The 24,671-nt window shown below is 62.9% G+C and carries 25 protein-coding genes and 1 pseudogene; 6 read left to right on the top strand and 20 right to left on the bottom strand.

Annotated features, from left to right (window positions below):
• Positions 1-14 precede the first annotated feature (14 nt).
• The 3 genes from B3098_RS21740 to B3098_RS21730 are packed head-to-tail and all read right to left on the bottom strand — an operon-like array spanning position 15 to position 3,224.
• Positions 15-1,523, bottom strand: coding sequence for a DUF1073 domain-containing protein (locus B3098_RS21740; protein ID WP_286898874.1), 1,509 nt, complete (start codon positions 1,521-1,523; stop codon positions 15-17).
• Complete coding sequence (locus B3098_RS21735) at positions 1,520-2,716, bottom strand: PBSX family phage terminase large subunit (RefSeq protein ID WP_286899281.1); 1,197 nt, start codon at positions 2,714-2,716, stop codon at positions 1,520-1,522. The genes B3098_RS21740 and B3098_RS21735 overlap by 4 nt, the downstream gene beginning before the upstream one ends.
• A gap of 28 nt (positions 2,717-2,744) precedes the next feature.
• Entirely contained in the window at positions 2,745-3,224 is a 480-nt protein-coding gene (locus B3098_RS21730) for a terminase small subunit (protein WP_286898873.1), read from the bottom strand.
• A gap of 52 nt (positions 3,225-3,276) precedes the next feature.
• On the opposite strand from B3098_RS21730, the gene B3098_RS21725 reads away from it, so the two are divergent.
• Positions 3,277-4,314: a putative phage abortive infection protein gene (locus tag B3098_RS21725; protein ID WP_286898872.1), complete on the top strand. Its 1,038-nt coding sequence runs from the start codon at positions 3,277-3,279 to the stop codon at positions 4,312-4,314.
• Positions 4,315-4,827: 513 nt separating this feature from the next.
• Here the strand turns inward: B3098_RS21725 and B3098_RS21720 are convergent.
• From B3098_RS21720 to B3098_RS21660, 13 genes are read right to left on the bottom strand one after another with little or no spacing between them, the layout of a single operon-like run.
• Positions 4,828-5,073 carry a DUF2274 domain-containing protein gene (locus B3098_RS21720; protein WP_000108283.1) on the bottom strand — a complete coding sequence of 82 codons (246 nt, stop codon included), beginning with the start codon at positions 5,071-5,073 and terminating at the stop codon, positions 4,828-4,830.
• Positions 5,070-6,350: a TrbI/VirB10 family protein gene (locus tag B3098_RS21715; protein WP_003092274.1), complete on the bottom strand. Its 1,281-nt coding sequence runs from the start codon at positions 6,348-6,350 to the stop codon at positions 5,070-5,072. Before B3098_RS21715 ends, B3098_RS21720 begins: the two co-directional genes overlap by 4 nt.
• Before the next feature lie 2 nt (positions 6,351-6,352).
• Positions 6,353-7,345, bottom strand: a complete 993-nt coding sequence (gene trbG, locus B3098_RS21710; RefSeq protein ID WP_000776560.1) for a P-type conjugative transfer protein TrbG — start codon at positions 7,343-7,345, stop codon at positions 6,353-6,355.
• Positions 7,342-8,046 (bottom strand): conjugal transfer protein TrbF, encoded by a 705-nt coding sequence (trbF, locus tag B3098_RS21705; protein WP_001211312.1) that lies wholly within the window; start codon positions 8,044-8,046, stop codon positions 7,342-7,344. Before trbF ends, trbG begins: the two co-directional genes overlap by 4 nt.
• Positions 8,047-8,064: 18 nt before the next feature.
• Positions 8,065-9,432 (bottom strand): P-type conjugative transfer protein TrbL, encoded by a 1,368-nt coding sequence (gene trbL / locus B3098_RS21700; RefSeq protein ID WP_023093366.1) that lies wholly within the window; start codon positions 9,430-9,432, stop codon positions 8,065-8,067.
• On the bottom strand, positions 9,429-9,755 hold the full coding sequence (locus B3098_RS21695; RefSeq protein WP_014603538.1) for a hypothetical protein: 327 nt from the start codon (positions 9,753-9,755) through the stop codon (positions 9,429-9,431). The genes trbL and B3098_RS21695 overlap by 4 nt, the downstream gene beginning before the upstream one ends.
• A gap of 12 nt (positions 9,756-9,767) precedes the next feature.
• Complete coding sequence (trbJ, locus tag B3098_RS21690) at positions 9,768-10,511, bottom strand: P-type conjugative transfer protein TrbJ (RefSeq protein ID WP_003092277.1); 744 nt, start codon at positions 10,509-10,511, stop codon at positions 9,768-9,770.
• Positions 10,508-12,958, bottom strand: coding sequence for a conjugal transfer protein TrbE (gene trbE / locus B3098_RS21685; RefSeq protein ID WP_000933135.1), 2,451 nt, complete (start codon positions 12,956-12,958; stop codon positions 10,508-10,510). The genes trbJ and trbE overlap by 4 nt, the downstream gene beginning before the upstream one ends.
• Positions 12,959-12,970: 12 nt before the next feature.
• Entirely contained in the window at positions 12,971-13,240 is a 270-nt protein-coding gene (locus B3098_RS21680; protein WP_003092280.1) for a VirB3 family type IV secretion system protein, read from the bottom strand.
• Positions 13,237-13,623 carry a TrbC/VirB2 family protein gene (locus B3098_RS21675; protein ID WP_000150010.1) on the bottom strand — a complete coding sequence of 129 codons (387 nt, stop codon included), beginning with the start codon at positions 13,621-13,623 and terminating at the stop codon, positions 13,237-13,239. The genes B3098_RS21680 and B3098_RS21675 overlap by 4 nt, the downstream gene beginning before the upstream one ends.
• Positions 13,620-14,690 carry a P-type conjugative transfer ATPase TrbB gene (trbB, locus tag B3098_RS21670; RefSeq protein ID WP_023093367.1) on the bottom strand — a complete coding sequence of 357 codons (1,071 nt, stop codon included), beginning with the start codon at positions 14,688-14,690 and terminating at the stop codon, positions 13,620-13,622. Before trbB ends, B3098_RS21675 begins: the two co-directional genes overlap by 4 nt.
• Positions 14,687-15,163: a ribbon-helix-helix protein, CopG family gene (locus tag B3098_RS21665; protein ID WP_000085131.1), complete on the bottom strand. Its 477-nt coding sequence runs from the start codon at positions 15,161-15,163 to the stop codon at positions 14,687-14,689. Before B3098_RS21665 ends, trbB begins: the two co-directional genes overlap by 4 nt.
• Positions 15,160-17,157 (bottom strand): conjugal transfer protein TraG, encoded by a 1,998-nt coding sequence (locus B3098_RS21660; protein WP_001163195.1) that lies wholly within the window; start codon positions 17,155-17,157, stop codon positions 15,160-15,162. Before B3098_RS21660 ends, B3098_RS21665 begins: the two co-directional genes overlap by 4 nt.
• A 305-nt stretch (positions 17,158-17,462) precedes the next feature.
• Between B3098_RS21660 and B3098_RS21655 the strand changes: the two genes are divergently transcribed.
• The 3 genes and pseudogenes from B3098_RS21655 to B3098_RS21645 all read left to right on the top strand — a co-directional run.
• A complete protein-coding gene (locus B3098_RS21655) occupies positions 17,463-18,368 on the top strand; it encodes a LysR family transcriptional regulator (RefSeq protein ID WP_023093368.1) in 906 nt (301 codons plus the stop codon).
• A 281-nt stretch (positions 18,369-18,649) separates the two neighbouring features.
• Positions 18,650-19,180, top strand: coding sequence for a hypothetical protein (locus tag B3098_RS21650; protein WP_000043569.1), 531 nt, complete (start codon positions 18,650-18,652; stop codon positions 19,178-19,180).
• 101 nt (positions 19,181-19,281) lie between these two features.
• Positions 19,282-19,461 (top strand): annotated as a pseudogene (locus tag B3098_RS21645) (integrase core domain-containing protein); the annotation flags it as partial.
• Positions 19,462-19,689: 228 nt separating this feature from the next.
• Here the strand turns inward: B3098_RS21645 and B3098_RS21640 are convergent.
• The 4 genes from B3098_RS21640 to B3098_RS21625 all read right to left on the bottom strand — a co-directional run bounded on the left by B3098_RS21640 (position 19,690) and on the right by B3098_RS21625 (position 22,764).
• Positions 19,690-20,007: a DMT family transporter gene (locus B3098_RS21640; RefSeq protein ID WP_000539741.1), complete on the bottom strand. Its 318-nt coding sequence runs from the start codon at positions 20,005-20,007 to the stop codon at positions 19,690-19,692.
• Between the two features lie 58 nt (positions 20,008-20,065).
• Positions 20,066-20,329 (bottom strand): EexN family lipoprotein, encoded by a 264-nt coding sequence (locus B3098_RS21635; RefSeq protein ID WP_000717310.1) that lies wholly within the window; start codon positions 20,327-20,329, stop codon positions 20,066-20,068.
• A 32-nt stretch (positions 20,330-20,361) separates the two neighbouring features.
• Entirely contained in the window at positions 20,362-21,267 is a 906-nt protein-coding gene (locus B3098_RS21630) for a LysR family transcriptional regulator (protein ID WP_000405670.1), read from the bottom strand.
• Between the two features lie 93 nt (positions 21,268-21,360).
• A complete protein-coding gene (locus B3098_RS21625) occupies positions 21,361-22,764 on the bottom strand; it encodes an efflux transporter outer membrane subunit (protein ID WP_000078291.1) in 1,404 nt (467 codons plus the stop codon).
• 100 nt (positions 22,765-22,864) lie between these two features.
• Here B3098_RS21625 and B3098_RS21620 point away from each other — a divergent pair, with 100 nt between their 5' ends.
• Together B3098_RS21620 and B3098_RS21615 are read left to right on the top strand one after the other, a co-directional pair.
• Positions 22,865-23,506: a TetR/AcrR family transcriptional regulator gene (locus tag B3098_RS21620; protein ID WP_024944154.1), complete on the top strand. Its 642-nt coding sequence runs from the start codon at positions 22,865-22,867 to the stop codon at positions 23,504-23,506.
• A gap of 131 nt (positions 23,507-23,637) precedes the next feature.
• Positions 23,638-24,669, top strand: coding sequence for an efflux RND transporter periplasmic adaptor subunit (locus B3098_RS21615; protein WP_225984323.1), 1,032 nt, complete (start codon positions 23,638-23,640; stop codon positions 24,667-24,669).
• Positions 24,670-24,671: the final 2 nt, after the last annotated feature.

The following is a 24,671-nucleotide window of genomic DNA, read 5'->3' as shown; positions in this document are numbered from 1 at the left end:
CTCGGTACCGGCCCTCAACGGCGACCGGGTACGCCAGCGCCGAGCCCTTGAACTGGGTTGCCTGCTGCTGCTGCCCCCACGCCTGGCGCCGCTTCGTGACCATTTTCTTCGGCATCTACGAACTCGGCGTCTTCAAGGTTGTGGTAATCGCCCTCGCGGTCTTCACGCAGGCGGTTGCGGATGTCCTCCGCATCGATTGCGCCGGAGTTGAACAGCGCGGCGTCCCGGTCGGCCTTGATCTTGTCGATTTCGGCCCATTCCTTGGCGGTCGGGCTGTCCACCGGCATCCACTGGATGGCGATCTCGCCCGGCAGCACGATCCCTTCGGACTTCGCCAGCAGCCGGTAGTGCGTCTCCAGCAGCGGCGTCATGTCGTTGGACTGGATGCTCTCCAGGTCTTCCCTGTACACCGACTGCTCGTAATCCCCTGTGGCGTTGAAGCCCTTGGGCTGCGTGCCCAGCAGCTTGGTCGCCGGCACGTTCGCCACGGAAGCGGACAACTGGTACTGGGTCATGATGCCCGTGTCCACGTCGCCCAGCGCAGTGTCGAACTGCTGGATCGTCTCTTCTGCGCCGCCGACTCGCACGCCGTAGTTGTCGCGGTACGCGACCCACTCAGCAAGGTTCCTTTCCAGTTCCTCGCGGTTGGTTAGGGCCGCGTCGCCCACGTTCAGCGACGTCAGCCGCTTGGTCATCAGCAGCTGAGGACCTTCGTTCGCGCTGCGCTCGGCCGCGTAGGCTCGCTCCATCATCCGCTGAGGCACGCTCACGCCCAGATAGCGGTAGTGCGGCTTCAGGTAGTCCGGCACCGGATACGGCACGAAGATCCGGAGATGGGACTTGTGATAGACCCGGTCCTTGATCTTCCAGAATGTCGGCTCGTAGTAACTCTGGCTGGCCGGGTCGTTCAGGTTGTCCTCGGTCAGCACCGGCGTCACCCAGTTCGGATCGATCTGGGACATGCCGCGGTATGTGCCGGCCTGCACCCCGTCCAGATTGAACGGCGCCTTGTAATACTCCTCGGGGTTGGCCGCCTCGACGTCGAACAGCACGATCCGCCCACCGTACACGCGCCCGAAGTGCACCAGCTCGCGCAGGTGGCGCTTGACCGCGTACTTCTTGTCGCCAGCCATCAGGCGGGCCGAGATGGCGTCCGAGCCGCACGTCAGCAGATAGCCATTGCGGACCGCGTCGCGCGCGGGCATGTTGCACGCCTTGTCGATCAGCCAGTTCGTCGCCAGCATCGCGCAGGCCTGGTAGCCGATGAAGGTGCTGCCTGCAGCATAGAAGCCGAGCTGCGCCTCGTTGACAGGCGTGAAGCTGGCCGTCTTGGGCGTCGGGCGCTCGCCGATGTAGCCGTTGTCCGACGCGACGGTCGGCGCGCCCTGGGGCTGCTCGAACGTCGGCATCTCGAAACGCGCCTGGACCTTGTCGCCCAGTGGATGCGTGGAGAACAGGCCGCGCCGCTTGGAGGCCGGCGCGGGCTCTTGGCTCCGTCGGAACAGGTTGCGAAGGTATTTCATCCGAAGAATCCGCGCTTGCGCTTGATCATGGGCTGCAACGCATACCGCGTCGCGTCCATGTAATGGTTGTTGGCGTCGACAATGTCCGTCAGTACATCGCCCGTCAGGCGGTCCACCTTGTAGCTGTACAGCCTCGCCTCGCGCAGGGTCTGCACGCAGCGCGGATGGATGACGATTTCCTTGTACGAGCGCAGGTGGGCAATGCCGTCTTCCACGCTGCCCTTCCACTTCTCCACGCCTTGCAGCCGCGGAAGGCTGGCGCGCTGGCCGTCCCTGCCTTTGCTCTTGACGTGGCTGATCGTCTCCGGCCTAGCCGAGTCCGCACGGGTCACGTGCTGCTCAATGCCAGGCAGGCGCGCGATCATGAAGTCCGCGATGTCGTCGTTCTCGAGTCCAATCTTGCCGGCCTCGTACTCCACCCACAGCCGGTGGTCATGCACCCAAAGCTTGACGCCCGCCGTCGGGTCTTGGCTGAAGCCCCAGTCCAGACCGAAATACGGGCCATCCCAGCCAGCCGCCGGGTCGAACTCGGCAACGCGGTACTTGCCCGCCAGGATCTGCGCCTCGCTGTTCTCACGGTAGGCGCCGTCCCAGATCCAGGCATACGTCTGATCATCCAGGCGCTCCCGGTCGTTGCGGCGCTCCTGCTCCAGCACATCGGGGAACCACGGGTTGTCCGTGTAGTTCAGCTCGATGAGCTTGGAGTTCGGCGGGGGGCCCTTGACGAAACGCAGGTCCGTCGGGCTTCCATCCAGCTCTGGGTTCCAGGTCAGCCAGACCTCGGAATCGTTCTCGCGGACCGTCGGCAGCAGCTTCTGGTACGCGATCTCGCTGACGTTCTCCGCCTCGTCGATCCATGCGATCAGCACCCGCGCCTTGGACTTGATGCTGTCCAGGTTGTGGCGCAGGCCCGTGAAGGTGTAGGAGACGCGACGGTTGCGCGTCCGAATGAACTTCTCGCCGATATCGAAATAGGCATCGAGCCAAGGCACAGAACGGATCGCCTGCTTGACCTCCTCCATCGAGGAGTCTTCCAGGCTGTTCATGTACTCCCGGCCGCACAGGATCACGCCAGAGACGCCGGCCTGGGCGAACATGTACGCCCGCACCGCCGTCATCAGCGCGAAGCTGCGAGTCTTTGCACTACCGCGACCACCCCTTGCCCCCCTGTACCGCGCTGGCCCGGAGAACACCGGGATCAGCTTAGGAGGGAGTTGGATTTCAGCCGTCGTCACCTGGGGCAACCAATTGGATCGTCGTGGGCATGGTGGGGATCGGTCCGCCGTCAGGGCCCGAGTGCTCGAGCTTTTCCTTGAACATGCCGATGTGCTTGCCCAGCAGCTCCAGGGCTTTGTTCGCGGCGGTCGGCTCGAAAGCGTTTACGTCGACCTCTACCGACTCGGCTGTACCGGCCTGAGCGTTCTTGATTACCTCGGTGATCCGGATTGGCTTGCGGCCCATGCAGATGTCACGAAGCTCGCGTAGGTCCTTGATGACCTCGTCCTGCGTGACCTCTGTGCGCTTGGCCCGATCTGCCTGGGCGTTCTGAATCGCTGCGGCGATTTCAAGTTTTTTCAAGTTCTGCTCGCCAATCTGGCCAGCAGTCCTCTGGCTGTACCCCGCCCTTATCGCCGCTTGCGTGGCGTTGAGGTCAACGAGGTACTCATCCACGAAGCGGCGCTGTTTGTCTGTCAGCGCCATATTGTCTATATTCCGAAGTTACGAAATATTTCCTTTTCGAGTCCGTCAATCAATGATCACTCCCAAAATTGACCCTGCGCAACCTCGTCTCTCCCTCGTATGGGTGCCGGTAGGCGTTGCGTTCGTCCTCGTTGCTGCGTACGTTGGTTATTTCAAGTTCTACGTTGACGCCCCACCAGGGGGGGCCGACAGCTGGGGCCAGTTTGGAGATTTTTTGGGTGGGCTGCTTAACCCTGTTGTAGGGACGGTCACCATTGTGCTTCTTGTCAGGACGCTACTCGCCCAAGAACACGCAATCCGTTTACAGACGGACGAGCTTATCCTAGCCCGACAAGACTTCGATCAACAGTTAGCCGAAACCAAACAGTCCACCAAGGCATTAGCTGACCAACATCGCGCGATCGTTCGCCAAAGTTTCGAGCAGACGTTCTTTTCGTGGCACGGTAGCTATCGAGCCATGATTAATAATCTGTCTGGAGAACGCAGTTCCGAAAAAAGTGGTTCCCAGCGACTGGTAGATTTAGCAAGGTCCTTTCGTGCCAAGAGCGCAGCACATATTACAGACGCAAAGACGCACAGCTATAGCGAAGACACGGTGCCCTTCGTGACATACGAAGCAGCTCTCGATAGCTACCTTTCCGATAACGACCAACTGCTAGTCGAGCGCTTTAATCGTGCGCTCTTAGAGTACGAGCGAATTTATCGCACCCATCACCACGATCTGGGCGCAATTTTTCGGACTCTTTATCGCCTTCTCGACTGGGTCGATAATTCGGAAATAACCGATGCCGAGAAGTGGCATTACGTCGCGATTGCGCGTTCGCAAATGTCCTGGGGAGAAATGTACTTTCTCGCCTTCAACGGCCTGACTTACAGGGGCAGAAACTTTGTTCCTTTGATGAACAAGTACGCCATACTGGACAACCTTGAAAGCCACACTGACGACCTTGTCGCCGTCATGCGGGAAGGGTTTTTGACCCGAAAGCCCACGCTTAATGCTGACGCACGCTTGTGGAGATACGTCCCGGAGGCGTTTAATTCTGGTTTAGCGAAGGTTCGCCTAGGAATAATTGAGGCGAAAGACATTTGACACGCCTTTGCTTCGTCGCACCAGGCCAGAACGGGCGCCGTCCGACGCTGCGTCGATCTCAGGACGCCAAAATCCACGCATGTTGTCCGGCCTCTTAACCTGTCTCGTGAATTTGAGCACCGCTTCCTTCCACAGAGCGGGGGCCGGAGCCTGCGGTATGCCAGCCGGTGCCCATGCGGCCCGGCGGATGGTTCTCTCTGGCCTCTGCTCTCTGGAAACAAAAAAGTGCCGGTGTCAATTCTTTCGCGCAAATCAAGAAGGACTTGAAACCGTATATGGGACAGTAGGTTAGCTCCTTTCGGGGCCGCTTAGAAGAAGAGCGGCGTTGTCGGCTAGGAGCGACATAGGAGCGTTGGGAGAGAAAGCCGCATCGCACTGTGTAGTGCTGGATTGCCGAGGAACGGCGGGCCTGTCGCATCATCATAGCCCAACAGGCTCGGCGGCATCCAGAATGAAGAACGCGCAGCCTGGGCTGCGCGTTCGATGGATGCCGTTGAATAGCATGCGGTGCAATCATGGCGGCTTCGGTGGTGTGCTGCGGGTCGCCGTGCCCTTCCTGAATCCTCGATCCCCCGCCATGAACGCTTCCAGCATATGCGGGATCAGCGTCGCCGCATCAACGGCCTCGCCATACGCCTGCGCGTGTAGCGCGGCGTAGCGGTCGAGGTCGACTTTCAAGCTGGTCGGGCAAACGAAAGTCAGCTTGGTGCTCTCGGTCTTCGGCAGCGGGCCGAGCCGCAGCTTCTTGGTCGTGCTCATCGTGAAGTCCCCCGGTTGAAGAACAGCGGCTGGTACGGCCGCAGCACCAGATCCCGGTTGACGATGATGCGAACCGGCAGGCCCGGCCGTTGCGTTAAGGTCGGCTGGATGTTGAGGTTGCGCCGGGTCATCTCCTGGCCGACCTGATTGATGCTGTCCTGCGCGCTGTCGCGCCCAGCGATGATGACGCGATCACCATCCTGCCGGTTCTCCGGCGCGGCCAGCTCGGCACCGACGCCCAGCAGCGTGGTGAGTGCCGCACCGGCAAAGATGCGGCCCCAGTGGTAGTCCACATCGTCCTCCAGCCCGGCATAGCCGGCTGGGTCGGTGCCGGCCAGGTTGTCGAGCGTGAGCGAAGACGTGTCCGGCAGGATGATCCGGTTCCAGACGACTTGAACGCGGCTCTGCCCGTAGCTGACCTGGCTGTTGTATTTGCCCAGGATGCGCGAACCCTGCGGAATCAGCAGGAAGCGCCCGGTGGCTGTGTCATAGACCGGCTCCGTCACCGTGGCGATCACGTCGCCGGGCAAGTCCGACTTGATGCCCGTCACCAAGGCACCTGCGACCACTGTTCCGGCCATAACCTGATACGGCGAAATTGGCAGAGTCAGATTGCCGGAATTACGGGTTTCAGTGGGGCCAGCTTTCATGAAAGCCTCTTTCTGGTCTTGCCGGTTTTGCACCGCTGTCGGGTCAGCAGGTTGGGCCGCCGTGGAGGCCGGCCCGGCCGCCAGCGGGTCAAACGCCGCATTGGCGGCGAAGCCCGGCGCAGCGGCCACCTGTGTCTGCGCTACCGGCGCCGCATTCTGCCCACCCGAGCGGAAGAACACGGACGAGGCCGCGGCCGCCTCGGCTTCTTTTCGCAGGGCATCGTTCGGGTCGTGACCGGGGGCCGCGTAGGCAGCCGTCGCCGGTTGCTGCGACTTCACGATAGCCGGGCCAAGATCGCCCGGCAGCGGTGGCCCTAGTTCGGGAACGGCAGGCAGCAACGCCGGCGGCAGCTTGGAATAGTCCGTCGGCAGCGCATCCAGTCCTTCCGACTTTGACACGCGATCGACGTTGTAAAGCTCGGTCTGCTCGCCTGTGCTGCGTCGATGAGGTTGCAGCGACCACATCAGCGCGCCGAGCACGGCGACCGCTAGGACGCCGGCAAGGATGGCCAGCGAGCGCCGGTTCAGGCGTGTGACTGGACGCGGCTGGGCGCGCAGCGCCACTGCCTCCGGCGCCACCTTGTCCGCCTGCGGCGCGGCAAGGTCGGGAGTGTCATCCTGGCTCATGGTCAGTTCCTCCGTGCAACACCATCGGTGCGCTCGATCCGCACCACGTCGCCGCCATCGCCGCCCAGCCGCAGTTCGGCCGCGCCGAACAGGCGATCCACGACGTAGTACGGCGAGCGAAAACGGTAGTTCACCAGTTGCCCGTCGCCCTGCGCGCCGATGACAAACAGCGGCGGCAGCTCGCCCTGGGCGATGCCCGGCGGGAACTGGATATAGACCTTCTCTCCATCATCGAAGGCGCGCAGAGGCTTCCACGGCGGGTTGCTGCCCGATACCGCGTAGCGGAAGCGGATCTTGTCCAGCGACAGGCCCGTATCGACAGGCGTTGTTGCCTGCGCTGCCTGCGCCTGGCGCTGCAACGCGAGCATTCGGTCTTTCGGATAGTCCCAGGACACCGACGCCATCCATGCCCTCTCGGTCGAGGTCAGCTCCAGCAGGTAGGTGCGCCGACTGGTGGTGATGACGAGATTGGTTTTCAGACCGGAGCGGATAGGCTTGACCAGCACATTGACGCGCAGATCGGCCCCGCCGCCGCTGGACGTGTCGCCCACGATCCAGCGCACGGTATCGCCGGCGGCGACCGTTACCAGTTCCTCGCCCGGTTGAAGCGAAACCACCGTCACGCGCCCCGGCGACGCATAGACCTGATAAAGCGCGCCATCGGTGAACGGCCACACCTGAATCGCGTTGACGTAGCCCTCACGGGTAGGCGCGATACGCGCTTCTGCATTGGCACGGGAAACGCGCACCTTTTCGTCGGCCGGCTCCGGCGCAACGGGGGCCTCATCGAGTTCCGGCAGGGGCTTCAACTGCGCCGGCAGCGCCAGCGGTTCAGGGACGGCGACGACTTCGACGGGCTTGGGCGGTTCGGGCAACGGCTGGGCCAGCACCGTCTCGTCGAGCGAGATGGATGGCGGCGGCTTCCCCTGCGAGGCGCAGCCCGCGAGGGCCAGCAGCGTCAAAGGAACAACGTAAAGGCGGAAACGAAGTTTCATGGTTTGGCTCCTTCGGAAGAATCCAGTTCGCGGCTCCATGACAGGCCGTTGACGTAGATACCCAATGGGTTCTTGAGCAGGCGCTGTTCAGTACGCGGGGTTTGCAGGACGGTCGAAAGCACGGCGTTCCAGCGTTCGGTGCCGGCGGGCGCACCGTTGACATAGCGCTGCTCTGTCCAGCGCACGTTGAAAGACGTGTCGCTCGCGCGAACCACGCTGGTGATTTGCACCGTTACCGATTCCTTGCCGATGCGGGCGAATGGGTCATTGGTGCGGGCGTAGTCGTTGAGCACCGCCGCGCCCTTGTCGGTGGTGTAGTCGTAGGCATCGAGCCAGTTCTGCCGCACCACGATGGGGTCGATGGACAGCGAGCGAACCAGCGTCACGAAGCGCGCCAGGTGGTGCGCGATCTGCGCGTCGCCGGGCCGGTACGGCGTGGCGGCCTCTCCCACGGCGCGCACCTGCCCGGCTTGATCGACCTCGATGACATAGGGCGTCACGATGGACTGCGCCGAGCGCCACACCAGGCCGCCGGCCATCAACAGCGCGAGCACTAGGCAGCCGAAGGCCATCAGGCGCCAATTCTTCGCCTGCACGCGGGCGGAGCCGATACGGTCGTCCCACACCTGGGCGGCGGCTTGATACGGGGTGGCAGGCTGCGGCGTATCGGCGTAGCGCACCTGCGGTCGTTTGAATCGCATGGGTGTTCTCCTTGAAGGTTAGGTATCGGAATCCCGCAGGCTCGGGCCTTGCCCGGAGCCGCCGCCGTCGCCGCCGCGCAGCGTGTGGGCGGCAGTGGTCGCGGCATGGGTAGCCTGCTGGCGGCGGTGCATCCGCTTGGCCCAGGCCGGTTGCTGTTGCTTCTGCGAGCCTGCGGTGCCGTCTGCGGTCTGGCCGGGGCCAGCACCGTCGCTGCCGGCTTCTGTGCCGTTCCAGCCAGCGCGGAAGGAGTCGGCCACCTTCTGCCCAACAGCGGAAGCACCAGAGGTGACGCTGCGGCCTGCGGCTTGTGCGCCAGTCTTGGCGACATTGCCGAGGCCAGCCGCCGCGCCCTTGGCACCGCCGCCGGCCGCAGCGGAACCGGCCTGGAACGCCGATCGGGCACTGCCGGCCGCCGAAGTCGCGGCACGCGCACCGGCACCGGCCAGCTTTGCGGCCGCCGGGGCCATTCGTGCCCCGGCCATGACGGCGCCGCCCACGCCCGTTACGGCGGCGCCGATGGCAACGCCGGTGCCGACAGCCCCGACCGCAGCACCAGCCATCGCGCCCGCACCAAGCTGTGGCGCACCGGACACCAGGCCGGTGGCGATACCGGGGCCGAAAATGCCCAGCGCCAGCAGCGCGAGCGAGGCCAGCATCACGACCAGCGCGTGGTCGATGGATGGTTCGTCGGGATGCACCTGGAACTCGGCGAACAGGCCTGAACCGATGCCGACGATGACGGCCAGCACCAAGACCTTGATGCCTGACGACACCACGTTGCCTAGCACCTTTTCCGCGAGGAACGAGGTCTTGTTCCAGAGTGCAAACGGGATCAAGACGAAGCCGGCGAGCGTAGTCAGTTTGAACTCGATCAGCGTGATGAAAAGCTGTACGGCCAGCACGAAGAAGCAGAGGATCACCACCAGCCAGGCGATGAACAGAACCACGATAGGGTCGATGTTCACGAACACCTCGGGGAACCCAGCCATGTCCCCGATCTGTTCCAGAATCGGCGCGGCTGCGTCGATGCCGGTCTTCGCCAGCCGGCCCGGCTGAAGGAAGTTCTCCATCGTGATGGCCGAGCCGGTAGCGGTAATTCCCAAGCCGGCGAACGAGCGGAACACGATGCTCGCCAGCCAGTTGAAGTTGCCGATGATGTAGGCGAACGCGCCGACACAGAGCACCTTGCGCAGCAGCTTGGCGATCACGTCGTCGCCCTGGCCGGTGGCGTGGCTCATGGCCCAATACAGGCCAGCGATCGTCATGTCGATGACGATGAGCGTGGCGGTGAGAAATGCCACTTCGCCCTGCAATAAGCCGAAGCCCGAGTCGATGTAGCGCGAGAACGTATCGAGGAAACGGTCGATGATGGTCACGTCGTTCATGGCGAATCCTCGGGCGGAGTGAGCGGAACGGCGCCCTCTGGCAATTCATCTGCGGGCGTATCGAAGCTCGGCGGAATCGGCGGGAGTTCAGCCAGCGAGTTGTATTCATCCGGCCCGGTATGGCCGGCGAAGAAGCGCCGCCGGAAGGCTTCAGCGGCGGCGCGGCAGGCATCCTCGCCCACGGCCTGCCGGTCGGCCGCGCATTGCCCGCGCAACGCCTTGAGCCGCACCGGATCTGCGGCCAGGGCGTCGGCCAGGTTCTCGGCCGGCTGCTGGCCGCACGCGGTCAGCAGCACGGCCATCAGGACGGAAGCGCATCGCATGGCCGCCTCCGGTCAGTTGTTATAGAAGTTGACGGACTGCGGCGTGTACGGCGTGCCGGTGCCCAGAAAGCGCCGCCGCACTTCGCGGGCGCGCTCCATAGCCGCCGCTTGCCGCGCCAGTTCCAGTGAAGCGGCCCGGTCTTGCGTGATCTGGAGCTGCTGCGCCTGGATCGACTGCTTGGCCTGCAAAGCCAGGAGCTGGTTCGTCGCCTGCATCGCTTGCAGCGCGCCGGTGGCCGACTGGCTCTGGCTCACGAGATCGGCCAGCGCGCTTTCGTCTTGGGCGAGGTTCTGCGACACCTGCGCCTGCATCCGCATCGCGGTGTGCAAGCCGTTCAAGGTGTTCTGCCAGCGTTCGCGGGCGTCCTGTGCCATGCGGTCGCCGCTGATGGTGGCGGCGTACTGTTCCGGGTACAGGCGGGCGAACGTGGCATCCATGCTCTGCACGTCGTAGGCCAAGCCGCGCGCCTCGGCGATCAGGCGCTCGGTGGTGGCGAGCGTCGAGCGCAGGCGGTTGACGATGTTGAAGTCGAGATTTGCCAGGTTCCTGGCCTGGTTCATCAACATCTGCGCCTCGTTCTGAAGCTGGTTGATCTGGTTGTTGATCTGTTCCAGCGTGCGCACGGCGGTCAGCGTGTTCTGCACGAAGTTGGACGGGTCGAACACCGTCAGCGCGGATGCGGGCTGCACGGCCAGCAGCGATACCGACAGCACGGCAGCGAGTGAGACAGAGAGCAAACGGGGCTTGGTCTTCATGGTGAAACCTCCAGCGGTTGAGAAGCGAGAAAGGAAGCTGCCGCCGGAGCGGACGGCAGCAGGTCGGCGGCCCAGCCGAGGCCGCGATGGCGCAGCCACGCGCCGGCGAAGCCGGGAGCGCCGGCCTGCGTCAGCACGCGGTCAATATCGCGTTGGTCTTGAGGGGTGGATGCGCCCGCGAATGCGAGCGCGACAGGCCCCAGGTCGAGGTCGAACAGGCGATTGCCGAGGCGCGACTGGTAGTAGTAATCGCGCTTGGGCTGTGCGGTCGCCACGATCTCAATCTGGCGGCTGTTCAAGCCGAAGCCTTCGTAGATCGTGCGAATCTGCGGCTCGGTGGCCTGCGGGTTAGGTAAGAAGATCCTGCTCGCGCAGCTTTCGATGATGGCTGGCGCGATGGTCGAGTCCTTGATGTCGGCCAGCGACTGCGTGGCAAAGATGACGCTGACGTTCTTTTTTCTGAGCGTCTTGAGCCATTGCCGGATGCGGGCCGCGAAGGACGGCTCATCGAGGAACAGCCACGCTTCATCGAGGATCAGCAGCGTGGGCGCGCCGTCAAAACGTTCGTCGAAGCGGGCGAACAGGTAGCGCAGCACTGCTTGCACGGCGGCGGGGCTGTGCATCAGTTCTTCCATCTCAAAGCCCTGCACGTCGGCCATGCCCAGCCGGTCGTGGTCAGCGTCCAGCAGCTTGCCGTGGGCGCCGCCCAACACATAGGGCGCGAGCGCTTGGCGCAGCGCGTTGGACTGCAATAACACCGACAAGCCGGTCATGGTGCGCTGCTCCACTGGCGCACCGGCAAGGCTTCGCAGCGCCGACCAAATGGCAGCCTTCTCGTCCGGGCCGACCGTCACGCCTTCGTGCAGCAGCCGGCCCTCCACCCATTCGGCGGCCCAGGTGCGGTAGCCCTCGTGGGCTATTCGCGCGAGTGGCTGGAAGGCGATGCCGCCATCGGCACCGAGGTCGTAGTGCTCACCGCCAAGGCCGAGGATGGTGGCGCGCATCGAGCGCCCCATGTCGAAGGCGAAGATCCGCGAGCCGAAGTAGCGCCGGAACTGCATGGCCAATATGGCGAGCAGCACCGACTTGCCCATGCCGGTCGGCCCGGCGACAAGGGTGTGCCCCACGTCGCCGATGTGCGTCACCAGCCGGAACGGCGTCGCGCCATCGGTGCGGGTGACGATCAGCGGCGGGCCATCGAGGTGTTCGTTCTTCTCCGGCCCAGCCCATACCGCTGACATCGGCATCATGTGCGCCAGGTTCAGCGTCGAAACGATGGGCTGACGCACGTTCGCGTATGCGTTGCCGGGGACGGACGACAGCCAGGCATCGACTGCGTTGAGGGTTTCGGGGATGGTCACGAAACCCCGGCCCTGGATGACGCGCTCCACCATGCGCAGCTTCTCGTCGGCCACGGCCGGGTCGGCGTCGAGCACCGTCACCGTGGCGGTGAGGTAGCCGAAGGCGACTTGATCGCTGCCCAGCTCCTGCAAGGCGGCATCGGCGTCGGCGGCCTTGTTGCTGGCATCGGTATCGACCAGCGGGCTTTCCTGCTGAAAGATCGTTTCGCGCAGCAGCGCGATGACGTTCTTGCGCTTGGCGAACCATTGGCGCCGCAAGCGCCCCAATTCCCGTTCCGCCTCGGCTTTGTCCAGGCACAGGAAGCGCGTACTCCAGCGATACGCAAAGCCCAGGCGGTTGAGGTCGTCCAAGATCCCCGGCCAGGTCGAGGTCGGGAAGCCTCGTACCGACACCACGCGCAGGTGCTGATCGCCCAGCATGGGCGCCAGGCCGCCGACCAGCGCGGCATCGGCCAGCAGTGCGTCGATATGGAACGGCACGTCGGGCACGCCGACGCGATAGCGCCGCGTGGAGACTGTGGCATGCAGGTAGGTCAGCGTCTGGCTATCGTCCAGCCAGGCAATCTCCGGCATCACACCATCGAGCAGGTCGAACACGCGATCGGTCTCTGCCACGAAGGAATCAAGCCGACCACGCCAGTCCACACCCTCAGTGGGCCGGTTCTCGTACAGCATCCCAGCCGCACGGGCGCGAGACTCTTGCGGCGGTAGGTGTTGCAACGTGAAGTGATAGACGCTCTCGAAATGGCCATCCGACTCCTCGAACGCCGCGCGTCGCTCCTCATCCACCAGCCAGGACAGTGGTTCGGGAAAGGAGGATTGCGGATAGCTCGATGCCCGCATCCGCTCGGCCTCGATATAGAAGGCCCAGCCAGACCCGGTACGGCGAAGCGCGTTGTTCTGCCGCGCCGACGTGGCAATCAGCTCGCCCTGTGTCGCACTGTCCAAGTCGGGGCCGCGAAACTGGAACGTGCGTTGAAACGAACCATCTTTGTTCAGCACAACGCCCGGCGCGACCAGCCCGGCCCAGGGCAGCCAGTCGGCAAGCAAGGCCGGGCGCTGACGATATTCGGCAAGGTTCAGCATGGCGTCCTCCCCTCACACGTCCAGAAGCGGGCGGTGTTTGATATGCCGCGCGAAGACCTGCATGAACTGCGGATCGACGCGCGCACCCCATACGGCCAGCGAGTGGCCGACGATCCAGAGCACCACGCCGGGAATCCACAGTTGCAGGCCCAGCCCGACGGCGGCGGCTAGCGTGCCGTTGGCAATCGCCACGGTGCGCGGCGCACCGCCCAGCAGGATCGGCTCGGTCAGCGAGCGATGCAGCGGCACTTCAAAGCCCGGAAGATCGGTGGCCTTACTCATACGACGGCCCCTCCGGAGAAGCTGAAGAACGACAGGAAGAACGAGGACGCGGCGAACGCGATGGACAGGCCGAACACGATCTGGATCAGCTTGCGAAAGCCGCCGCTGGTATCACCGAACGCCAGCGCAAGCCCCGTCGAGATGATGATGATCACCGCCACGATCCGGGCGACTGGCCCTTGGATGGATTCGAGGATGGAGGTCAGCGGCCCTTCCCACGGCATCGAGGAACCGGCGGCCTGCGCCGTGCCCGCCAGCAACAGCATCAGCGCGGCCAGCAGCAGCCCTTGCCCTGCGGGACGGGCCAGGTGGCGCAGCCGCGCCATGCTGGACAGGCGAGAAATAGGATTTACGGAAAGACGGAAAGCATCAACGTGCGTCATGGCAGTTCTCCAGGTTGGTCAGGGGTCGAGGAAGGCGCAGCGGCAGCGGCTGCAAGAGGAACCGGCGGCAGCTCGGGAAACGGCGTTTCCAGCGCATCTGTCAGGCGATAGCCCGCACCGTCGAAGCCGACGACACGGGAGATGGTTTCGACGTGACGTTTGCGGCCACGGCCTGCGATGTGAATCACCACGTTGACCGCCTCGGCGATCAGGGCGCGGGGCGGATTCACTGCCACTTCGAGGATCAGTTGCTCCAGACGCAGCAGTGCGCCCAAGGCGGAGCCGGCATGGATGGTGGCAATGCCGCCGGGGTGGCCGGTGCCCCAGACCTTCACCAAGTCCAGGGCTTCGCCGCCACGCACTTCGCCGACGATCACGCGGTCAGGCCGCAGGCGCATCGTGGCCCGCACCAGCTCGGTCATTGTGACGACGCCGGCGCGGGTGCGCAGCGGCACATGGTCGCGGGCCGCGCATTGCAGCTCGATGGTGTCTTCGAGCACCAGCACGCGGTCGCCTGTGGCGGCGATCTCGGCCAGCAGCGCGTTCGCCAGCGTGGTCTTGCCGGTGCTGGTGCCGCCGGCGATCAGGATGTTCTGCCGCTCGCGCACGGCGCGGCGCAGGAACTCGGCCTGCCCGGCGGTCAGGATGCCGTCGGCCACGTAGCGATCCAGGCCGATGATGCTCACGGCCCGCTTGCGTAGCGCGAAGGCTGGCCCCGGGGCGGCCGGAGGCAGGATGCCCTCGAAACGCTCGCCGGTTTCCGGCAACTCGGCGGTCAAGAGCGGCTGGCCGCGATGCACCTCCGCGCCGACATGCGCGGCGACCAGGCGGATGATGCGTTCACCATCGGCCTCGGGCATCTCCACGCCCAGCGGCGAGCGACCCGACGACAGCCGATCCACCCACAGGGTGCGATCGGGGTTGAGCATGATTTCCACAACATCCGGATCTTCGAGCGCAGCGGCGATCAGCGGCCCCATCGCCGTGCGCAGCATCTGGATGCGGCGATCCTGGGACGCCGCGGCGGATGAGCGAGATTCAGGCGGAATCTGCGGAACGGCACTCATGACGCACGCTCTGCAGCTCGCTCATCGGCGGACGCCATCGCTGCTGCGTCATCCATCCGCATCGGATCGGGGTGCAGTTCCTCCACCACGTCGCGCACCAGACTGCGGCCACGCAGCAGGTGGCGACCCAACTGCTCGACGAACTGCTCGAAGCGCGCTTTGCCCTGGGCGCGGGCCGCGTCCTTGTGGGCTTCTGGCACCGGCGTGCTGATGGTCAAGAAATAGCGGATGAACAGCGCCAGCGTTTCGATCTGGATGTTCTGGTCGCGCTCCATGCGTTCGGTCTGCCGCGACAGTCGATCCAGCCGCTTGGCAATGGCGGCCTCACGCTGGTCGCCCGCATCGGGTGACAGCCAGGACGCCAAGGCCGCTGCGACGATGGAGGACTTGGACACGCCTTTCTTGGCGGCAAGTTCATCCAGGCGCTTGGCGTGCTCGGGCTGGATGAAAAGATTGAGGCGGTATTGGCTCATAGGTCGATTCCGTCGTTGGGGTCGAGAGAAGCCAGCCGGGCCGTGCGCTGCATGGCCGGGTCGAGCTGGCCGGGAAGCGGGAGCGCCAGGTCGTCGTCATCGAGCAGCTCCAGGTCGTTCGCACACGCGTCCAACTCGGGCTCGTAGGCGACGGTTTCGGAGAGTTCGAGCTGGCGGCGCGGGCCGCCGTCATCGGTGCCGCCCGGACCATCGGCGGATACCGAGGTCGGCGCCGTAGGTACGGCCGGGATCGCCAAGCCGCTCCAGTCGTCGGGGCGGGCTGGCGGCGCGTCGGCGTACCTCCCGACTGCGAGCACGGGCGGTGGCAGGACGCGATCCTTGAAATTGGCGTCGACGTAGTAACGCAGCTTCTTCGCGCGGATCGGGGCAACGCTGGACACCATGACTACGGCGTCCTCAGGTGGAAGCTGCATCACCTCGCCGGGCGTCAGCAGCGGACGTGCAGTTTCCTGACGCGACACCATCAGGTGCCCCAGCCACGGAGCGAGGCGGTGGCCCGCGTAGTTGCGCTGCGCGCGAAGCTCGGTGGCGGTGCCGAGGGTTTCGGAAATCCTTTTCGCCGTCCTTTCGTCGTTGGTGGCGAAAGTCACCCGGACATGGCAGTTGTCGAGGATGGAATGGTTCTGCCCATACGCCTTGTCGATCTGGTTCAGGCTTTGAGCGATGAGAAAGCTGCGGATGCCGTAGCCGGCCATGAAGGCAAGCGCGGACTCGAAAAAATCGAGGCGACCCAGCGCCGGAAACTCGTCCAGCATCAGCAGCAGCTTGTGCCGGCGCGCGATGCCATCGCTGCCGTCGAGCGATTCGGTCAGCCGCCGCCCGATCTGGTTCAAGATGAGCCGGATCAGCGGCTTGGTGCGGCTTATGTCGGAGGGCGGCACCACCAGATAGAGCGATACCGGGTGCTCGGCGGAAATCAGGTCGGCGATGCGCCAATCGCAGCGCGATGTGACTTCGGCCACGGTCGGGTCGCGGTACAGGCCGAGAAACGACATGGCGGTGGAGAGCACGCCCGATCGCTCGTTGTCCGACTTGTTGAGCACTTCGCGGGCAGCGGATGCGACAACCGGGTGAGGCGCATCGCCCAGGTGCTTCGTCGTCATCATCCGGTGCAGCGTCAGCTCGAACGGACACGCCGGGTCGCTGAGGAAGTTGGCGACGCCGCGCAGCGTCTTGTCCTCGCCTGCGTACAGAACATGCAAGATTGCACCGACCAGTAGCGCGTGGCTGGTCTTCTCCCAATGATTGCGCTTCTCTAACGCACCTTCAGGGTCAACCAGAATGTCGGCGATGTTCTGCACGTCGCGCACTTCATGTGCGCCGCGCCGGACTTCAAGCAGCGGGTTGTAGGCGGCCGACTGCCTATCGGTGGGGTTGAAAAGCAGGCAGTGCGAAAAGCGCGAACGCCAGCCCGCCGTGATCTTCCAGTTCTCTCCCTTAATGTCGTGAATGACGGCGGACGCCGGCCACGAAAGCAACGTAGGCACCACCAAGCCCACGCCCTTGCCCGAGCGCGTGGGTGCGAAGCTCAGGACATGTTCCGGCCCCTCATGTCGGAGGTATTGGTCGTCGTGTTGGCCGAGGAAGACGCCCGCCGGGAGGGTCAGTCCAGCTTTGCGGATGTCGACGGCATCGGCCCAGCGTGCCGAACCATAAGTCGTAACCAGCCGCGACTGCCGAGAACGCCATACCGACATGGCGATGGCGACGAGTAAAGCGAACAAACCGCTACCACCCGCAATCGCACCGCCTGTGTCGAAGACGTGCGGCGCGTAGGCATCAAAGAAGAACCACCATTCGAACAAGCGCCACGGGTGATAAACCGGTACACCTAGAAGATCGAACCAGGGCGATCCGAGGCGTACTTGATAGCCAAGGGTCGCTGCTGTCCATTGTGTGGCGCCCCAGACGCCGGCGATCACGATGCCGATTACCACAGCGATCTGGCCGAACAGAACGTTCGTCCCTTGCATGACCTGTCCTCCGATTTCTCCTGCGCTGGTGTCTCATTGAAAGCGTTGCACAGGGGGTGTCGCAGGCGTCAGGATCGGTTCTGGGCTAGTGCCGGTCAAAGACCGTTCGCAGCACAATGGTCGAGGGAAAAGAAAGAATGAGCGCGGTGGCGAGTCAAAGAAAAGCGCCGCAAGCGAAAGCGCACTGCGGCGCATACAGAGTTCCAAGCAAGTTACCCAAAAAAAGCCGTCAATGGGCCTTGCTTCCACTCATAGGCAATATTTAGATATCATGAAAAACGATGATATTTAAGATTGGAATAAAAATGAAAAATATCAAGAGTATGGATCTCAACTTGCTCAAGGCGCTGGACGCATTGTTAGACGAACGCAATGTGACACGGGCGGCGGCCCGTCTGGGACTAACCCAGCCGGCCTTGAGTGGCATGCTGACGCGGTTGCGCGAGAGCTTCGGTGACCCGCTTTTCGCGCGCTCGCAGCGGGGTATCGTTCCAACGCAGCGGGCGCTGGATCTAGGGATGCCTGTCAAGCAGGTGCTCGCCGAAATCGACGCGCTGCTCCAGCCACCTTCCTTCAATCCGGCCACCGCACAACTGACCTTCTCCATCGCCGCGACGGACTATGCGCTGCGTGCCGTTGCTGTCCCATTTCTATCGGCACTTAAACGGCACGCACCGCGTGTACGAGTCTCATTAGTGCCAGTCGAGAGCGGGCAGCTACAGAACCAGCTTGAGCGCGGTCAGATCGATTTAGCCCTCCTGACGCCAGAGATCACTCCGCCAAATCTGCATGCCCGAGAGCTGTTCAAGGAACACTATGTGTGTGTCCTGCGGGAAGACCATCCTGCGGCTATGGGGCGCAAGCTGACCGTTAAACAGTTCTGTGCTCTCGACCATGCGCTTGTTTCCTACGATGGTGGAGGTTTCCGCGGCGTCACCGACGATGCGCTAGAACAGTTGGGCAAACGACGCAGCGTCACACTGTCGGTCAAGAGCTTTCTGATCTTGCCAGACATCCTGCGTGCCAGTGACATGGTTGCGATCTTGCCGAGCCGCTTGGTCGCCGGTATGGACAAGCTGGCTATCTCCCTGCCGCCGGTGAAGATACCGGGGTTCACCAAGACGGCTGCTTGGCACGAACGCACCCATCACGATCCAGCACATCGCTGGATACGAGCACTGCTGTTCACTTCCTGTGCTAACAACAAGTAGGCAAGATCGCTCCTATCGTCATGCTCAGCACAACTCTACCTCGCACTACAAATAAGCAATCAGTCGGCTCAATTGGAGACGCGCCCTTTCGTAGCGCCGCTGCGAGATAGCCTAGTCGGTGGATGGCAGAACCTAGGCCTTGATATCATATTTTATGATATCAAAAATAGAAACTTAGGATTTCACTTATTGCAGATGGAGGCTCATGATTTGCTCCATGACCACTTGAATGACGCAGCCACCCCTGTTGCGTCATCGACATTTTGTGAAGGAGCTTCGATATGAGCAAGCAACAGAACGCCATCCTCTGGCCCGAAGGCTACACGCCGGGCTTTACTGAGAATTTCGCCTCCAATGAGATCATCGCCGCCGGCTTGAGCGCGGCCGACGTATGGCCTCTACTCGTCACACCATCGCTGTGGCCAAGCTACTACGCCAACTCGGCTAACGTGTGCTTTCATGACGGCAAAGGCCCGGTACTGGCCGACGGCGATCGGTTTTACTTCGAGACCTTCGGCTTCCCGGTAGAGGGGCAGTGCAACGAATACGTGCCACCTGCGGATGGGCAACCCGGCCGCGTGGCCTGGCACGGCTGGTCCGGCGAGGAAGGCACAGATACGCGCCTGGATGTGCATCACGCCTGGCTGGTTGAGAACCTGGACGGCAGGCGCGTGCGCATCCTCACGCAGGAAACTCAGAAGGGCAAACCGGCCGAGGAGCTGCACAACGCCAAACCCAACCCGATGATCAACGGCCATCAGGACTGGCTCGACAGCTTGGTCGAGGCAGCGCGCAAAGCCAAGCAGGCGTAGTGGTCTCCGGCCGCTTGATCCCAAGCGTCTGAACGGAGAAAACCATGATGAGAACTCCCCTCAGGATTCTGCTGGTCCTGACTTCGCAGGCAACGATGGGCGACGAACTGCTCAACCGCGAATGGTTCCGCAGTCGGACCGAAGCGAAGGTGCTGATCGAACGTTGGCGACAGTTCTACAACGAGCAGCGGCCGCATAGCGCGCATGCTTACAAACCGCCGGCGACGATCCGGCGCAACTGGATCCAATCCGATAGCATCCCCTCCGAACTCACTGCCTGACTGGCTACAAAGTTCGTACTCAGGTCACCTTGGCGCAGGCACTGAAGGTGGAGCCACCCGGAATGGGTGCTCCCACCGCCTTACGCGCACTGGCTCGAACTCTCCCGAGGCGCCGGCAAGCTCGTCACATAGCGACTAGAGAGAGGAGGTGACCGTACGAGTTCCCAGCGCCCGATCCACTCTGGGAGCTGGGTCGCCTAGCGACTACGCTACCAATGGAGCTAGCGATCAACTCGATAACTTGAGCGTGATAACGCCCAGGATGATCAACGCCACGCCAAGGTATCGCATCAGGGAGGTTGGGTCGCCATAGAAATGAATTCCGACTAAGAAAGTTCCCGCCGCTCCGATACCCGTCCACACCGCATAAGCAGTCCCAATCGGTATCTGACGCTGAGCAAGCCATAGGAAGGCGCCGCTAATTGTCATGAAAGAGACGGCTACTGCGACCCCACTCCAACGCGATGTTGGCTCTTGCGCCATTTTCAGCCCGACCGGCCATCCGATTTCAAACAATCCAGCCAAAACAAGATAGATCCAACCCATTGCGATTCTCCTTCAAATTTTTCATATCCGGCATACATACTCCGGCATGACCACCAGCTTAGAACTTCGGCGGCTCTTTAGGCGTGGTGTGGGGCACATCGCCATCTTCGTAAAAGCGCTTTCGCGTAGCCTCGGCAACCCGGTTACATAGTTGGTCGCCCAGCATTGGTCGATCCAACTTGCATTGCTTGCGCAACTCTTTCAGACGCTCAGGATTGAGCGCTAATTCATCGACTGTCGGAAGGTTGGCTTTATCTGGTTTCCCAGATGGGCTGCAGGCTGCCAATGTCGAGGAAAGCAATATGAGAGCAATCTTCTTCATGGTTAATTTTCTTTGGGAGATTGTGTGATGGTTTACCGCCGACCTTTGGCATCTGGAGATTTGATCGAATGAACGCGTTCCATGAAGCGAGTCAGCATTTCTGACGGCTCGCTGGCCGGCCGTAGTAGATAGGTCGTGAGCATTGGCGAACGTCCAGTCAGCGGCCGTGCGACCACCCCCTGTTCCCTGCTGGCTGTGATATGCGCGCCTCCTGTGAGGCCTAGTGCAAGTCCCGCCGAAACCAGGACCATCATTAGATCGCTGGAAGTCACGCGTTCGGCAATCAGTGGCTCTATGTCCACGCGACGTAGCACCCGTTCAACTTGCCGAGCATGGCCCTCACACGCCACCGCGTCGCAGAGCACCAGCGGATACCGCAACAGCTCTTCTAGGGGAATCTGTTTGTGGGATAGCAAGGGGTGCCGTGCGGGCACAGCTACCATCAGAGGGTCACTCCACACCGGCACGGCGATGATGCCTTCGCCGACTTCATCCGATTGAGCGAAGCCGAGATCGTACAGTTCGCCACACAATCCCTTGATTTGCTGTGCCAAAGGCACCTCGAAGAAGCGAACTTCCACTTCCGGCTCTTCCTGCCGGCAGAGCGCCAACAACGCAGGCAGGCGCGATGGCGTGATTCCATCAGACAATGCAATACGGAGCTGGCAATGAAAGCCATTGGCTGCGGCGTTCACACTGTCGCGCGCCTGCTGCAAAGCTGCGAAGACACGCGGCACGCTCTCAAAGAAGAGCCTGCCCGCACGAGTCAAGCGGGTGCTCCGAGTGGTTCTCGCAAATAGCGCTACGCCCAACTCTTCCTCAAGTTCCTTGATGGCGCGCGACAGCGGCGATGTCTCTATGTGGAGGCGCTCTGCGGCTCGGGCAAAGTGCAGCTCCTCTGCCACCGCCAGAAAGTAGCGCAGGTGTCGAATTTCCATGTTCGCATTCCTCATCACTCAGGCCTCACCACCTTCGCCTTGCGTCACGCTATTTAGCTAGCCTTCGCAAGCTGCTCCAGCATGTTTCTGCGATCAAACAGGAGAGCCGGATAATGCTTTTGCCAGGACGCCCCATTGCATGGCTGTCTCGGCCCGCGTGCGGATCAGCGAAGCCTGCGCTGACAGCACCCCGGCCTCAGCCTCGGCCACCACCGTGGCGTCCACTTGTCCCGCCTCGAACAGACGTCGGCTGCGATCGAGCTGACGCTCCGCGACTGCGACACCCTCGGCCTGATGCTCCAGTGCTGCGTGCTGCGTATGCCAACCGAGATATGCGTTCTCTACGTCCTGCAAAGCACTCAACAAAGTGCGCTCGAACTCCGCACGGGCAGCTCGGCTGCGCGCCTCTCCGGTCTCGATGCCGGCACGGATCGCGCCACCATCGAAGATCGGCAACGACACCCCGGCCCCAAGTGAAAAAATGTTTCCAGTGATGCGGGTTCCCACACTCTCTACGCGCTGCCGTCCGCCGCTCAGGTCCAACACCAGCCTGGGGAAGCGTTCGCCTTCGGCTGCGTTCCAGCGCGCGGTTTCGGCGGCGAACTTCGCTTCGGCGGCGCGCACGTCGGGCCGCTCACTCAGCAGGTCCGCAGGTATGCGTGTCGGTGTCCAGTCCGGGACGGCGAGCGACGCAAGAGTTGGGGAAGCTGCAGGCGCTCCGGGCGTTTGTCCCACTAGTACATCGAGTGCATGCGTCGCCTCGCCGCGCGCACGCCGCAGTTGCTCTTGCTCCACGCGCAGTGCGACGACGCCGGCGCGGGTACGCTCGATGTCGAAGCCGGTAGCTTGTCCGGCCTCGAACTTCCGTTGCATCAGCAAGACGAGTCGTTCTGCGGATGCCAGCCGCGCCGCGGCTAGCGCTTCGAGCTCACTGGCTTGGCGCTGCTGCACAGCCGCCGACACTGTTTCAAACGCGACCTGCCACCGCGTGGCAACCCACGCTTGTTCGGCTGCCACCGCATCCAGGCGCGCACCTTCTGCTGCCTGCGAAAGCCGTCCCGACAGGTCTGCCTCCCACGATGCGGACAACGTGGCGCGGCCATCATTGCCGATTGCAACGTTCTCTGAATAGTCGCGTCCTCGAGTTGCCTGCGTGCCCGCGGACAACGAGGGGAGCAGGGAGGCCCGTGCTCGCCGCGTGGCGGCCGATGCCTCGTCCACGCGCGCTCGCGCAATCGTCAGTTCGGTATTGCGCTCCAGCGCCGCCCGGACCAAGGCATTGAGGTGCGGATCGCCGTAGGCCGTCCACCAATCGACGGGAAGAGTACGGCGGGACGATTTGTCCAAGATGCCTTCACCTCCCTCTTCATTTGAGAAATGGGCCGGTACATCCAGGCGAGGTGGATCGGCAGAGTGCGGGGCATGGCTGCAGGCCGCAAGAAGCAGTAGCGGAGAAATCATGGCAATGAGGCGATAGCGTTCAAGAATTTGAGACATGGCAGCTCCTTGCGCTCCGAAAAAGTCTTGACGGACTGTTGTATGGCTTCTACTATACCGTCTGGACTGTATATGACTCAAGCTTTTTTGGAGCACGACCATGCCGCCCCGCGCGAAAACAAAGTTGCCCCCCCCGTCCACTGCCCATAGCAGCGCCGATGCGCAGCCCGGCCTCCAGCAAGGAGCCCAGCGAACTCGCGACCGCATCCTGCAGGCCGCCCGCGAACTGGTGCTGGAGGAAGGTGCCAGTCGCTTGACACTGGACGCCGTCGTTGTGCGGGCCGGGTTGAGCAAAGGGGCGTTTCTCTATCACTTCAAGACCAAACGCGATTTGTTCGTGACACTGATCGACGAGATGATCCGGGCGTTCGACGCGGTACAAGCCAATCACGAGCGCAGGTTTGCCGGAGATCCGGACCCCTGGCTGTCGAGCCAGGTGGAAGCGATGCCCGACGACGAGATGCAGAAGATGGGCGCAGCGCTGCTCGCGGCAGCTGCGGAAGATCCAACACTTCTCGACCCACTGCGCGAGTGTTACCGCGTGCAGTACGAACGCGTGCGTCGATCCCCGCGTGGCACCGAGACCGCGGCACTCATCATGCTGGCATTGGATGGCGCCCTGTTCGCCGATCTTCTGGGTTTGCCAATACTCGCACCCGCAGAGCGGCGGCATTTCTTTCGGGCGCTCCAGGATCTCGCCTCGGGCCATCTCGAACTTGTCCCGGCAAAAGGACGCACATGAGTCGCGTCCGTAGCGGTGTCATGACCGCGTGCGCACCGCGCTCCTTGGCGGTTGCTTGCACACTATCCATTTCGACTCTGCTCTCAGGGTGCGGAAACTCGCAATCCACCGTATCCGAGCCTCCGCGCGCAGTGAAGCTCGCCGCCGCGCAGTCGGATCTCCCGCATAGCTCTCGCATCGAATTGACTGGCTCGGCGCGAGCAACCGAGCGCAGCATCCTAGGATTTGAAACAGGAGGACGGATCGCCAAGTTGAACGTCGACGTGGGTGAACGGTTCTCCCGCGGCCAAGTCCTGGCAGAACTTGATGCGCAACCTGACCGGCTTCGCGTGACACAAGCGCAAGCATCCCTGGCGGCCGCCGAAGCCGGCCTGATGGATCGACGTGTACAGACAGATCAACAGCGCCGGTTGCTCGAAAGCGAAGTCATCTCCCCTGCTGCGTTCGAGAGCGCGAAGGCGCAGCTAGCGGTCGCAGAGGGTCAAGCGCGCACTGCCAAGGCGGCGCTTGGCCTGGCCGAACGAGCACAACGTGGCACGATGATCGTCGCTCCTTTCGATGGTGTCGTGGCGGAAAAGCTGGCTTTGGCGTTCACCGACATTGCTGCTGGTGCGCCGGTATTTCAGGTCGACGGCGTGCGCAGTGGCACTGAGATCATCGCGAACGCGTCTACTACACAGGCACCTCACATAGATGTCGGCCAACGCGCAGAACTGAGCTGGAGCGGAGCCGAACAACCAATCCGAGCGGTGGTACGTCGTGTCGGTCTGCGCGCCGAAAATGGCTCGCTCCTACCCGTGGTGCTAGTGCCTGAAGATAACGCGCAAGCGCGCGCACTTCGGCCAGGTATTCCCGTACAGGTCGTGCTCGACGCACCTGCGGCAACCTCCAAGACCTCTCGGCCCGAGACTGTATCCATACCTTATGCCTCGCTGGTGCTCGGCACGAAGCCGGGCGAGGCTTCCGTCTTCGTCTACACCCCTGAAGATAAGAAGGTGCACCGTCGCGCGGTGCGCTTCACGCCGGTACAGGAAGGAGACAGCGCGCGCGTCCTCGCTGGACTCAAGCCCGGCGAGACGGTGGTTGCCGCCGGAGGAGGATGGCTCACCGATGGACAGCCAGTGACACCACTGGAAGCCACCACTCAATTGACCAAGCGCTAACG

Origin of the sequence: Achromobacter sp. UBA2119 (assembly GCF_002331005.1) — a bacterium.
Taxonomy (GTDB): domain Bacteria; phylum Pseudomonadota; class Gammaproteobacteria; order Burkholderiales; family Burkholderiaceae_B; genus Achromobacter; species Achromobacter animicus.
Note: the sequence above shows the minus strand (reverse complement) of the source record. Positions and strands in the feature narration are given on the sequence as shown.

Excerpts from the sequence above, each read along its gene's own strand:
- B3098_RS21740 (WP_286898874.1), bottom strand. The coding sequence starts at position 1,523 with ATGAAATACCTTCGCAACCTGTTCCGACGGAGCCAAGAGCCCGCGCCG.
- B3098_RS21730 (WP_286898873.1), bottom strand. The coding sequence starts at position 3,224 with ATGGCGCTGACAGACAAACAGCGCCGCTTCGTGGATGAGTACCTCGTT.
- B3098_RS21725 (WP_286898872.1), top strand. The coding sequence starts at position 3,277 with ATGATCACTCCCAAAATTGACCCTGCGCAACCTCGTCTCTCCCTCGTA.
- B3098_RS21720 (WP_000108283.1), bottom strand. The coding sequence starts at position 5,073 with ATGAGCACGACCAAGAAGCTGCGGCTCGGCCCGCTGCCGAAGACCGAG.
- B3098_RS21715 (WP_003092274.1), bottom strand. The coding sequence starts at position 6,350 with ATGAGCCAGGATGACACTCCCGACCTTGCCGCGCCGCAGGCGGACAAG.
- trbG (WP_000776560.1), bottom strand. The coding sequence starts at position 7,345 with ATGAAACTTCGTTTCCGCCTTTACGTTGTTCCTTTGACGCTGCTGGCC.
- trbF (WP_001211312.1), bottom strand. The coding sequence starts at position 8,046 with ATGCGATTCAAACGACCGCAGGTGCGCTACGCCGATACGCCGCAGCCT.
- trbL (WP_023093366.1), bottom strand. The coding sequence starts at position 9,432 with ATGAACGACGTGACCATCATCGACCGTTTCCTCGATACGTTCTCGCGC.
- B3098_RS21695 (WP_014603538.1), bottom strand. The coding sequence starts at position 9,755 with ATGCGATGCGCTTCCGTCCTGATGGCCGTGCTGCTGACCGCGTGCGGC.
- trbJ (WP_003092277.1), bottom strand. The coding sequence starts at position 10,511 with ATGAAGACCAAGCCCCGTTTGCTCTCTGTCTCACTCGCTGCCGTGCTG.
- trbE (WP_000933135.1), bottom strand. The coding sequence starts at position 12,958 with ATGCTGAACCTTGCCGAATATCGTCAGCGCCCGGCCTTGCTTGCCGAC.
- B3098_RS21680 (WP_003092280.1), bottom strand. The coding sequence starts at position 13,240 with ATGAGTAAGGCCACCGATCTTCCGGGCTTTGAAGTGCCGCTGCATCGC.
- B3098_RS21675 (WP_000150010.1), bottom strand. The coding sequence starts at position 13,623 with ATGACGCACGTTGATGCTTTCCGTCTTTCCGTAAATCCTATTTCTCGC.
- trbB (WP_023093367.1), bottom strand. The coding sequence starts at position 14,690 with ATGAGTGCCGTTCCGCAGATTCCGCCTGAATCTCGCTCATCCGCCGCG.
- B3098_RS21665 (WP_000085131.1), bottom strand. The coding sequence starts at position 15,163 with ATGAGCCAATACCGCCTCAATCTTTTCATCCAGCCCGAGCACGCCAAG.
- B3098_RS21660 (WP_001163195.1), bottom strand. The coding sequence starts at position 17,157 with ATGCAAGGGACGAACGTTCTGTTCGGCCAGATCGCTGTGGTAATCGGC.
- B3098_RS21655 (WP_023093368.1), top strand. The coding sequence starts at position 17,463 with ATGAAAAATATCAAGAGTATGGATCTCAACTTGCTCAAGGCGCTGGAC.
- B3098_RS21650 (WP_000043569.1), top strand. The coding sequence starts at position 18,650 with ATGAGCAAGCAACAGAACGCCATCCTCTGGCCCGAAGGCTACACGCCG.
- B3098_RS21640 (WP_000539741.1), bottom strand. The coding sequence starts at position 20,007 with ATGGGTTGGATCTATCTTGTTTTGGCTGGATTGTTTGAAATCGGATGG.
- B3098_RS21635 (WP_000717310.1), bottom strand. The coding sequence starts at position 20,329 with ATGAAGAAGATTGCTCTCATATTGCTTTCCTCGACATTGGCAGCCTGC.
- B3098_RS21630 (WP_000405670.1), bottom strand. The coding sequence starts at position 21,267 with ATGGAAATTCGACACCTGCGCTACTTTCTGGCGGTGGCAGAGGAGCTG.
- B3098_RS21625 (WP_000078291.1), bottom strand. The coding sequence starts at position 22,764 with ATGTCTCAAATTCTTGAACGCTATCGCCTCATTGCCATGATTTCTCCG.
- B3098_RS21620 (WP_024944154.1), top strand. The coding sequence starts at position 22,865 with ATGCCGCCCCGCGCGAAAACAAAGTTGCCCCCCCCGTCCACTGCCCAT.